A 10,512-nucleotide genomic window follows, 5' to 3' on the forward strand; every position below is an offset into this window, starting at 1 on the left:
TCGGACAATGGCCCCGAGTTCGTCAGCCATGCCATCCTGAAGTGGCTGCAGCAGGCGGGCATCGAGACCGCGCTGATCGATCCAGGCAAGCCTTGGCAGAATGGCACCGCCGAGAGCTTGAACGGGAAGTTCCGAGACGAGTGCCTCAGCATGGAATGGTTCCGGAACCGGGTCGAGGCCCGGGCGATCATCGAGACGTGGCGACGCCATTACAACGAGGATCGGCCACACTCGAGCCTCGGCTACCGGACACCCAAGCAGTTCAAGGACGAGTTCCAGAAGCAGCAACCCGCATCAACCCACCGAGCCGTCCTCAACTAATCGGTGGTCCGAAAAAAGCCGGCAGGTCAGGCGCGAAGTGTGGCGCGTGTATTCGTCCGGCTTCGAGGACTGGCTGCGGGCGGCGTACTGGCGTGCCAAGGAAATGGGCGTGCCGGAAACGACGATGAAGTCGGCCCTGGCCACGCTCGCTGCTGCCGGCATCAACGATGGCGAGCAGATCGAGCTTCACGTCCGCGCCGCCCGGTATGGCGATGGCTACCTGATCGATCTGGCCGATGCGCAGTGGCAGGCCATTCACGTCACCCCCCAGGGCTGGCGGGTGGTGAGCGGGTCGCCGGTGTACTTCACCCGCACGCCCTCGATGCGCCCGCTGCCGATGCCGGCGGCCCATGGCGATATCGGGTTGCTCTGGCAGCACACCAACATCCCGGCACACAGCCGCGTGATGGTGCTGGCGTGGCTGCTGGACTGCTTTCGCCCCGACACCCCCTTCCCGGTGCTGGAACTGGTGGGCGAACAAGGCTCGGCCAAGTCCACTACGCAATCCGTGCTGCGCAGCCTGGTTGATCCCAACAAGGTGGGCTTGCGCGGCCGTCCCAAGACGGTGGAGGACATCTTCGTCGCCGCCGCCAACAACTGGCTGGTCAGCTACGAGAACCTCTCCGGCCTGACGCCCGAGCAGCAAGACGCGTTCTGCACCCTGGCCACCGGCGGTGGCTTTGCCTCGCGCCAGCTTTACACCAACGGCGAAGAGCACGTCATGGAAACCAAGCGGCCGGTAGTGTTGAACGGCATCGCCGTGGTCGCCACACGCCCCGACTTGATCGACCGAGTGATTCACGTCGATCTGCCCACCATCCCAGCGGATGCCCGGCGCGACGATGCCGACACCCACGCGGGCTGGGAACGCGATCAGCCGAAGGTGTTCGCGGGCTTGCTCGATCTGTTCTCAGCGGCCTTGGCCATTTTGCCGACGGTCAAGCTCACCCAGAAGCAGCGCATGGCTGATTACGAACGGCTGGGCGAAGCGGTAGCCCGTGCTCTCGGTTTCGAGGCTGGCGAATTCCAGCAGCAATACGCTGATCTCGTGCGCGCGGGCATCGACCGTGCGCTGGAGAGCAATGCCGTCGCGCAGGCGCTCGACAAGTACCTTGCCGAGCGCGTGCTGCCCATCAACTGGCAAGGCACCGCCGGTCAGCTCTACGAACTGCTCAACACCTACAGCACCCCGGACCGGAGCACTTGGCCGCGCTCGCCCAAGGGCCTGTCGGACCAGTTGCGCCGCATCGCCCCAGCCTATCGCGCCAAAGGCATCGACATCACCCACCTCGGCCACAGCCGGGAGGGGGCGCGCTGGCGCATCACCACCCAAAAACAGTACGCCACGCCGCCCGGCGTCTCCCGCACCTCTGTGGGCGGCATTCGATATGGAGAACACAAATGAAGATGAACCCTTTCACCAAGAAAGCCGCAACAGCGGTCAGCCCGAGATCCGCCGAGGGCGCATCACCCCTGAATGAAATCGGGGACGTCAGCGCTGTGGCGCAGATGTTTGAGCGCCTGCGCCAGCAGAACGCCCAATACGACCAGGCCATTGCCGCATTGATCGCGGCCAACCGTATCAGCAACGGCTGGGACAAACCTGCCGAGCCGGAGATGACGCTGACCATCCAGCGCGAAGTGCTGCTGGCCTTGGGTGATACCGAAGCACTGGCCAAGTTCGATCAGGAACACCAGCAGGCATTGGCACAGGAACACGCCGCCCGCGTGAAAGCCACGCAGCAGGTGCTGGAGGCGCCCACCCGCGTCAAGGCACTGGAGCAGTACCTCAACGATCTGGCTGGGCAGATGGTGGCCGGGGTAGATGAGTCCCTCATCGATCAGGAAATCCGCCGCATCTTCCAGCCCAGCGCACAGCGGATGCTGGAGGCCGCCAAGATCTTCGTGCAGGCCTGGCGCGAGATGCAAAGCGTGGAGGCAGTGCTGTTGCAGCGCGTGCGTCTGACGCACACCCGCGTGACGGGCGACACCTGCACTCACTTCGACCACGAGCTGATCGGACCAACGCGCGCTGGCGAGCTGCTGCCAACTTTGATCGCGGGTATCCCGTATGAAGAGCTGCGTGACCTGAACGACCAGTTCACCCGCACCGACAACGAACTGGTCGAGGCGCTGGACACCGCCCTGCGCAGTGCAGGATTCGACGGCTGGGGGCTGAAGGTCTATCACCCGAGGGCCAAAGGTGATGAGCGCCGTATCTACGCGCCCGATCCCAATCCGCCGAAGAAGCATCTCGGTCATGGCACGGGCCTGTCGACCGTCGTGCGCGTGGACGTGTGAGGGCGGCTGCTATGGACATCCAGCCATCGCGCCGGCACCAACCTGATCGTTTCGGGCCGCTGTCGCCGCGTATCGCCTCCGGGCCAGAGGGGCTGGAGCACCAGCCCATCCTGCAGCGGGTATTGCCACCGGCAGCGCATGCCGCCATCGCGCGTGATGACGGCATCGGTGTATTGCCTTCTGTGCCGCAAACCGCATGGGGCGAGTCCCCATTCACCGTACCCGGCAAGGGGGCGACAAGTATCGTGCGCAGACCACGCTGCGCCCGGATCAAGCTGCCGTGGTGGTGGCGTTGGTTGTGTGCAGCCGCGCGTATTGAACGCCGCCTCTGGCATTGGTGGCAGCGCCATTTCCAGCGCCCGTCGCGTTGGCGTCGCCGCCGGTGAAATGGGTCCTTCCCTCACAAGAACCGATACGGGGGGCGCAGCCGCGCTACCCCGCTACCGACAGACCCCGAAACGGGGTTACCAGTTACCACCCCGGTTACCACCTGGCGATGCGCCGGGTTACCACTCAAGGAGTCTTTGATGAACCACACGATAGAACCCCAAGCCCGCAACCGCGCCAGCCAGTTGCCTGTTGAACGACTGCAGCACTACGACCCGGAAGTCCACCAGCGCGTGCAGCAGTGGTTTGCCAGCGGCCAGCCGCTGGTCTGGATTCCCATCCTCAGCCAGCAGAACTTCCCAGACGTCCCGCCGCAGGTCTTGCGGTTTGCCGACCGATTCCAGGCGGCGATGCGCTGGCCCATCCAACGCCCGGAGGACTTGCTCGATTTGCCTGATGGCATCACCGGGTGGCTGCTGCCTGCCGATGCTGAAGATACTGACGTGGCCTGCGGCGTTTGGAACGGAGAGATCTACATCCTGGGCATCAAGGACCGGCGCACCGGCCGGCCGCAGACGCTGCTGGGCGAGCGTATCGATGTGGCGACAGGTCAGGTCGATGACGTTGACCAGAGCGCGGTTTGACTTGGCTTCTGGTCGCCACAGCGCGTTCATGGACCTGTCTCAACCACAGGAGAAGTTCGAAATGACTGGCTCCCCCAACGGCAGCATCTCGGCGCAGTTGGCGGCACTGCCCTCCCTGCCAATGTCCGACCTCTGGGCGCTGTGGGATCAGTACTTTCCCCGGCGGCCCAGTCATCCCAATCGCCAATACGTGGAGTCGCGTCTGGCCTACCGCATCCAGGAGAAGGCATACGGCGCGCTGCCGACCAACATCCGCAAGATGCTGGTCGAGGCCGGTGCCAAGCATTCCAAGATCAAGTCGGCCGCCGGGCGCAGCGCCCAGACACTGCTCATGCCCGGCACCACGCTGATCAGGGAATGGGATGAGCGCGAGTACCGCGTGACGGTCACGCCCGATGGTCTGTATGCCCTGGATGGCCAGGTGTTCAAGAGCCTGTCGGCGGCAGCACGCCACATCACCGGCACGCGCTGGAACGGACCGAAGTTCTTCGGTTTGCGTGATCGTAAGGGGGATGATCAATGAGTGCGCCGCTGCTGGCGCCGCCGAAGCGCTGCGCGGTGTACTGCCGCGTCTCCAGCGACGAGCGCTTGGACCAGTCGTTCAACTCCATCGACGCCCAGAAAGAAGCCGGGCACGCTTTCATCAAGAGCCAGAGCCACGAGGGCTGGATCGCCGTGGCCGACGACTACGATGATCCCGGCTACTCCGGCGGCAACATGGACCGGCCCGCCCTGCGCCGCCTGATGGCCGACATCGAGGCCGGCAAGATCGACATCGTGGTGGTCTACAAGATCGACCGCCTGTCGCGCTCGTTGGCCGATTTCGCGCGGATGGTCGATGTGTTCGACCGCCACCGTGTCAGCTTCAGCGCCGTCACGCAGCAGATCAACTCGGCCACCTCGATGGGCAGGTTGATACTCAACGTCCTGCTGTCCTTTGCGCAGTTCGAACGGGAAGTGACCGGCGAGCGCATCCGCGACAAGATCGCCGCCAGCAAGCGCAAGGGCATGTGGATGGGCGGGCCGGTGCCGCTCGGCTACGACGTTCGGGATCGTCTGCTGGTGATCAATGAGGTAGAGGCCAAGCTGGTACGCCGGATCTTCGACGATTTCGTGACCATGCGGTCAGCCACGCTGATGGCCAAGGCCTACGGTGCAGAAGGCGTGGTCACCAAGGGGGGCAAGCCCTTCACCAAGCAGACGATCTACAAGATGCTGAACAACCGGATGTACCTGGGCGAGATCGTCCACAAGGGGCAGAGTTTCCCTGGCCAGCATCAGGCCATCGTGACGCAGGCGCAGTGGGATGCCGTGCACGCACTGATCGCCACCGATGGCATCGAACGGCGGCGCGAGACCAACGACCGCCAGCGTGAGCCAGCGTTGTTGCGTGGCCTGCTGTTTACGCCCGATGGTGAACGGCTGGTGCCCAGCTACACCAGGAAGAAGGGCAAGACCTACCGCTACTACACGCCGATCAGACACCGGCGCTTTGGCGCGTGGGCCAGCAGCCACGGACCGTTGCCAGCGGCACCCATCGAGGAATTGGTGACGCAGCAAATCGTGGCGGCGCTCTCGGCCCCGCACATCGTGCAATCGGTGTGGGATCGGATTCGGACAGCCCGCCCAGACTTGTCGGAGCCTGAGGTCGTGCTTCCGATGCGAAATCTGGCGGGCCTGTGGCAACAGCTGTTCCCCGCCGAACAGTGTCGACTGGCGCAGTTGCTGATCGAGCGCGTGGTGATTGCCGACGGTGGGCTGGAAATCATCTGGCGCGATCAGGGCTGGCAGGAACTGGCCGGGGAACTGCTGCCCGGCACCATCGGCGCGGAACTGCAGGAGATGGAGGAAACCGTATGAAGCCCAAAGTGCAGGCTTTGGGCGGACCCGTTGCGCGCGAGCGCCGGGACGGCGGCCAGGTCAAGCTGTCCACCTTCATCCCGCTGAAGATCAGGAAGCGCGGCGCCAGCAAGGTGGTGCTGCGCCCGGATGGCCAGGTCGAGTCGCCGGGCAAGGTCGCCAGCCAGATCGACCAACCCTTGCTGGTGGCACTGACGCGGGCCTTCTACTGGCAGCAACTGCTCGACGACGGCGTGGTCGCCAGCGGCAGCGAGATCGCCCGACGTGAAGGCCTGCATCATTCGACGGTCAACGAACTGCTGCGTCTGACGCTACTGCAGCCCGCCATCATCCAGGCCATCCTGGCAGGCAAGCAGCCGCGCTGCATGAGCCTGCTGTGGTTCCAGCGCAATCCGCTGCCAACCGACTGGGTGGCGCAGCGGGAGGTGCTCGCGAGGTTCGATGCGTGAGGGTGTGACTCAACGAACCCAGCGACGGGCGTCCTTCAAGAGCAGTAGCAACTGCTGCTCGCGCAGCGGCGAGGCGATGAACCCAAATCGGGTGTAGAACCTGGTCGCGTCTTCATCAATCGGATGGGTCAGCATGGCCCGCACACCGGCCTGCTCGGCGATCACCAGCGTGCGGCGGATCGCATCCTGAAGCATCCCGATGCCGATCCCGCGGCCCTGGTGCTCGCGTGACACGGCGAGCCGGGCCAAGATCACCACCGGCACCGGGTACTGTCCCATGCCCTTGCGGATACGCTCCGGCGCTTCCAGCGTGTCGACCTGGCCTACGGTCAGGCTGAAGTAGCCTGCGACGCGGTCGTCACCATCGGCGGCCACGACGAAGGTCTTGGCCGAGCCACTGCCCTGCGCCTGGCGGGCGTGGCGCAGCAGCCAATCGTTCAGCGCAGGCTTGCCGCAGTCGAAGCCTTCCAGCCGATGCTGTGCGGCCAGAGGCGCCGGTGCCCGCAGCGTCACTTGGCGTCCCAAGGGGCCTTGCGGGCGAACAGGTCGGCCAAGCCGTCGTTGGCCTGCTCGGAGCGCTCGAGCAACTCCATCAGGGCCTGGTACTGGCTGCCCGAGACCATGAACAATCGTTGGTCCAGCAGGGTCTGCTCGGCGGCCAGGCAGGCGCTGTCGAGGATGAAGTCGGTCAGCGACTTGTGGGCCACCTCGGCGGCACGGCGCAGCACGGCCTCCTGTTCGGGCGTGGCGCGCAGCCCCAGGCGGGCAGTACGGGCAGCAGGCGAGGATGCGATGGCGGTCATGGCGGCGCCTTTCTTGTTCGATCAATGGACGCCATGTTAGTACAACCGACGCACGCGGTCCAGTTCGCTGGGGCGATCGCCGCCCTGGTTGACGATGAACCGCCGCGCGTAAGTCGTTGATTTTGATGAATCAGGCGCTGCGGCTACCCGCAAGCCAGCCGGAGAACAGAGACGGCTCTGGCCGAGACAATGGCCGATTTTGGGTGTTTTGGCTGGCCCCCACCCGCAGGGCGGATGGCCAGAATCCCGCGTGGCGCGGGGCCGGCGTCAAAAGGAAAGGGCCCGGAGACTTTCCGGGCCCTTGTGTATGGTGGCGGAACACGGAACCGAACCCGCGCTCCATACCCGAGCCAGATAGCAACGCCTTGGCCTTGAGGGCGTGGATTCGACGATTGGCCGACTGGTCATCAACGAGGAGGATCAGTTCGTGCTATCTCGCTCCAGCCGTGGTCGAACGTAAAGGTCCGGGCATGGCCGACGGGGTTCTGAATTCTGAGCACGCGGGCTTGAGCTGGATCGGTTGCGCGCTCGACCACGTATAGCCAGTACGCATCGCCCTTTTCGCGCGCGCAGTCGAACTGCGTGTGTGACAGTCCCACGGGGCGATCATGCAAGGTGCCCGTCATCGACTTCACTTCGACCCATCGAATCTGCCTGCCACTACTGTCGGCCTCGAAGAGGTCAAAACCTGGGTTGCCTTCCGGAGTACGGCGTAGTCCTGGCTCAAGACGAATGATCAGATCGATTGCTCGCTCCTCGATCTGCATCCGTTCCGCCTGATCGAGGCCATCGGGGTCTGGGCCTTCCTCATCGGGGTGCGTGCCGACGTAGGAGATGAACGGTCGCCCCCCGGCGTGGCCGGGTGTCCTCTTTCCTTGCCCGCCGCCTTTGCCACTGCCCTTGTCTCCGGGAGTGCCGTGGCCGCCTGAGCCACCGTGGCCACCCCCATTGCCCTGGCTGCCGCCGCGCGAAGTCCCAGTACCAGTGCGCCCTTGGCCACCACCTCCTGCCACCGTGCCCACGCCATCACCGCCGTCCGGATCAGGGGTGCCGGGCGGGATATCCGGCATGTCATCGCCGTAAAGATCTTTCGCACCGTCGTACACGTCGCCATCGGACGGCTCGTCGGTCTCCTGTTCGGACTCTGCCGATGGCTCAGTCTGGGGCGCTGAGCTCGCGCTCAGTCGGGACGTCAGCTCGGCGACGATAGTAGGGTCTCTTCGTAGCAGATCGAGAATGGCCGGGTCGATGCCTGCCTCCTTGGCAAGCTGATCGATGACCGGTGGTTTGAAGACGATCTTGGTCTGCAGGAACGGGTTGGGCTTCCAGCCGAGGGTGTCGAACACGACGAGCCCAGGCGGTACAAGCTCGCCGTCGGCATTCGGCACCCAGGCAACCTGATTGAGCGTCCGGACGAAAGCGGCATCGAACCGAGCGGTCTTTGTCTCGTGGAAGTAACCCCACTTGTAGGAGCCGTAGAAGGCGGCAGTACCACGCGCCTCCAGATCGGCCAAGGCTTCCCATAGCACCTTGGCTCGGGCGGCAGCATCCTTGGGTGGTAGTTTTGGTAAGAACTCCAGCAGCGCTGTCAGTCCGCGAAGGGTGAAATCTTCTGGCGGGTTTTCCCAGCTTGCGCGCTCAAGACCAGCTTCTCTGCGGATTCGCTCTTTCTCCGAATGCCCCAGACTCGACGGTACTGCTTCCGGAATGAGGTAGCGGCTTGCCCCGCACGACACCAGCAGGTCACGAATCTCCTCGCCCCGCAGGCAGTCGTACTCATTGTCGACGATCAAGATATCGGGCACGCCCGCGAAGAGCTGCTGTAGGCGGTCGGTGGCGATGTAGGCCTCGCCAGGCTTGGCGACATACGTTTTGCCGTCGCCGGTATCGACCACCATCACAAAGGTGGTGTCGCGCAAGGCTGACCGGAGCTTTTCCCTCTGCGCGGTGGAATCGGTACTGAAAGCGGCACGGATGCGCTCGATGTCGGCTGCGTAGACATCGTCGTCCACGTCCACCTCTGCCTGCTGGTACTTCGGCAGGATGTTCCAGATCACATCGTCTACCGGGTCGGGTTCGGTGATGCCCAGCGAGCTCAGGAACAGGCGTACCTCGGGCGTCGTACATACCGCGCGGCGAACGGTCGGAAAGCTGGTGGCGATGGCGCTGGGAAGAAAGGCCTTGGCTTTCCCGTTTTCGCGAGCAACGACGTGCGTCCCGTCATCCAGGCGGATGAGCGGGACAGTGTCCAGATGGCGACGCAACGCCTTCTCCTGGCCGCTCAGGAACTCGTACAGCCGCAACACCCACTCGTCCGATTGCGCCTCAAGGAACGCCTTCGTCAGGTTCGGTACCAGTTTTGTTGGCGTGATCTCGTCGATGTCGAGTTCGCGCATCAGGTACTGGCGAATCTCGGGTGCCTTGTCCTGGGTAATGTCGCCTGACAACCAAGCGGCGACCTCCGAACCGAACAGCGCCGCAACCTGTTCCGGGCGGAACAGTTCGCGCAACTCTTGTGTTCGCGCCAACTTGGCCTGCTGGGCGGTGACATGCCCTCCGTCGAAGGTTGGAAGCAGCGCCTCGTCCTGAAACGCCTGCCGGACGGCATCGAACATTGGTGCAAACCGGGAGCCCTTTGGGAACTTCTCGCGGTCGAGCGGCAGGCAGCGCAGCGCCGCGACATCCAGCATTGCGTTGTCTCGCATCCAGCGCATCGCTTCGACCAGCAGGCTGGATGTCTCCTTGACCAGATGCTGGTTCCACGGGTCGCCGGGAGGAATGTTGTCGCGGCTCGGTGTGGTGCGATACGGCCCCTGCACGAGAAAACCGAGGTGGCTCTCAACCACCGTCGGGAAAAAAACCACCAGCGGCGACTTGGCCAGCGGCTGCACAGCCCAGCGACCCGGGGCGTCCTTGACCGCAACCAGCGAGAAGGCAATCTCCACCCGTCCGACCTTTTTTCCCTCGGCGGAGAACACGTCACGGTGGAACACCAGCCAGTTCTGATCGACCTCGGGTTGCCCACTCTCTTGGCCGATCACCGTGACGCGCTGCACGTTGGGCCCCAGCGTTTCTGGGGTGTTGCGCAGATAGAACCCGGACGCGCCACCTTCGACGCTCCAGTTGATTTCGTCGATGTGACGCAGGAACAGCAGCGCGCCCGGGCCCAAGTGTCGGAACCCTGCCGTGATCTCCTGCGCCGCCGTCGTGTCCTGCGGTTTCAGGGGCAGGATGATCTGCGTCTCATCCGGGGCGCGTGCGGAGCGTTCCAGCCGCTTGGGGAAGACGTAGTTCTCAATGGCGAAGTCCTCATCGCCGGAGTGGATCTCCGGGAGATCGGTGACGGTGTAGACGGACTTGAAGCCAAGGCCGAAGCGGCCAATGGAGGACTCGTTCTTGGTGCTCTCGGCGATGTCGCAGACGCTGCGGACATCGGCCTCATCAAAAGGCTTGCCGAAGTGCGAGAGCGTCAGGCGAGTCGCGCTCAGGGTGAACGAAACCTTGCGTGATCCGTGCCACTCGCCACGCCGGCCGAGCGCGTCCTCCGCGTTTTGCAGCAGTTCAAAGATGAAGTGCGTGCGGTCGTCATACAGCCCCGCGGCTAGGCTGCCGGATTTCTGGGCGCCCTTGGTGCCGTAGCTTTCCCGGTTCTCCTTACAAATTGCCTCGTAGTTGGACGCCACTGCCGCTCCCTCTCCGTGTCATGGAACCTGTTTGATGCCAGGTTTGCCCAAGTTTGCACACTTGTGGAATATTATGACGAGACATGGCCGTAAACCAAGCACAGCACAGATGACACGGGAAAGC

The 10,512-nt window shown here is 63.9% G+C and carries 10 protein-coding genes; 7 read left to right on the top strand and 3 right to left on the bottom strand.

The features are described 5' to 3' along the window. From G408_RS12355 to G408_RS0100035, 7 genes are all read left to right on the top strand, one after another. Positions 1 to 321, top strand: a 321-nt coding sequence (locus G408_RS12355; protein ID WP_037411647.1) for an integrase core domain-containing protein, incomplete at its 5' end; no start/stop codon positions are given. Positions 322 to 367: 46 nt separating this feature from the next. Continuing rightward, complete coding sequence (locus G408_RS12360) at positions 368 to 1,726, top strand: hypothetical protein (RefSeq protein WP_211226623.1); 1,359 nt, start codon at positions 368 to 370, stop codon at positions 1,724 to 1,726. Further along, positions 1,723 to 2,622 carry a hypothetical protein gene (locus tag G408_RS0100015; protein ID WP_019562040.1) on the top strand — a complete coding sequence of 300 codons (900 nt, stop codon included), beginning with the start codon at positions 1,723 to 1,725 and terminating at the stop codon, positions 2,620 to 2,622. Before G408_RS12360 ends, G408_RS0100015 begins: the two co-directional genes overlap by 4 nt. Before the next feature lie 527 nt (positions 2,623 to 3,149). Beyond that, positions 3,150 to 3,593 carry a hypothetical protein gene (locus G408_RS0100020; RefSeq protein WP_051282445.1) on the top strand — a complete coding sequence of 148 codons (444 nt, stop codon included), beginning with the start codon at positions 3,150 to 3,152 and terminating at the stop codon, positions 3,591 to 3,593. Between the two features lie 61 nt (positions 3,594 to 3,654). Then, positions 3,655 to 4,116, top strand: a complete 462-nt coding sequence (locus G408_RS0100025) for a DUF2924 domain-containing protein (protein ID WP_028769419.1) — start codon at positions 3,655 to 3,657, stop codon at positions 4,114 to 4,116. Beyond that, positions 4,113 to 5,453 (top strand): recombinase family protein, encoded by a 1,341-nt coding sequence (locus G408_RS0100030; protein ID WP_028769420.1) that lies wholly within the window; start codon positions 4,113 to 4,115, stop codon positions 5,451 to 5,453. Before G408_RS0100025 ends, G408_RS0100030 begins: the two co-directional genes overlap by 4 nt. After that, entirely contained in the window at positions 5,450 to 5,902 is a 453-nt protein-coding gene (locus tag G408_RS0100035) for a hypothetical protein (RefSeq protein ID WP_028769421.1), read from the top strand. Before G408_RS0100030 ends, G408_RS0100035 begins: the two co-directional genes overlap by 4 nt. A 9-nt stretch (positions 5,903 to 5,911) precedes the next feature. Here G408_RS0100035 and G408_RS0100040 read toward each other — a convergent pair whose 3' ends face one another. From G408_RS0100040 to G408_RS0100050, 3 genes are all read right to left on the bottom strand, one after another. Further along, a complete protein-coding gene (locus G408_RS0100040; protein WP_019562035.1) occupies positions 5,912 to 6,415 on the bottom strand; it encodes a GNAT family N-acetyltransferase in 504 nt (167 codons plus the stop codon). Next, a complete protein-coding gene (locus tag G408_RS0100045; RefSeq protein ID WP_019562034.1) occupies positions 6,412 to 6,705 on the bottom strand; it encodes a type II toxin-antitoxin system TacA family antitoxin in 294 nt (97 codons plus the stop codon). Before G408_RS0100045 ends, G408_RS0100040 begins: the two co-directional genes overlap by 4 nt. A 407-nt stretch (positions 6,706 to 7,112) precedes the next feature. Then, positions 7,113 to 10,388: a sacsin N-terminal ATP-binding-like domain-containing protein gene (locus tag G408_RS0100050; RefSeq protein WP_028769422.1), complete on the bottom strand. Its 3,276-nt coding sequence runs from the start codon at positions 10,386 to 10,388 to the stop codon at positions 7,113 to 7,115. Positions 10,389 to 10,512 lie beyond the last annotated feature (124 nt).

The sequence above is a fragment of the Silanimonas lenta DSM 16282 genome (assembly GCF_000429065.1).
Taxonomy (GTDB): Bacteria; Pseudomonadota; Gammaproteobacteria; order Xanthomonadales; family Xanthomonadaceae; genus Silanimonas; species Silanimonas lenta.

Excerpts from the sequence above, each read along its gene's own strand:
- G408_RS0100015 (WP_019562040.1), top strand. The coding sequence starts at position 1,723 with ATGAAGATGAACCCTTTCACCAAGAAAGCCGCAACAGCGGTCAGCCCG.
- G408_RS0100020 (WP_051282445.1), top strand. The coding sequence starts at position 3,150 with ATGAACCACACGATAGAACCCCAAGCCCGCAACCGCGCCAGCCAGTTG.
- G408_RS0100025 (WP_028769419.1), top strand. The coding sequence starts at position 3,655 with ATGACTGGCTCCCCCAACGGCAGCATCTCGGCGCAGTTGGCGGCACTG.
- G408_RS0100030 (WP_028769420.1), top strand. The coding sequence starts at position 4,113 with ATGAGTGCGCCGCTGCTGGCGCCGCCGAAGCGCTGCGCGGTGTACTGC.
- G408_RS0100035 (WP_028769421.1), top strand. The coding sequence starts at position 5,450 with ATGAAGCCCAAAGTGCAGGCTTTGGGCGGACCCGTTGCGCGCGAGCGC.
- G408_RS0100045 (WP_019562034.1), bottom strand. The coding sequence starts at position 6,705 with ATGACCGCCATCGCATCCTCGCCTGCTGCCCGTACTGCCCGCCTGGGG.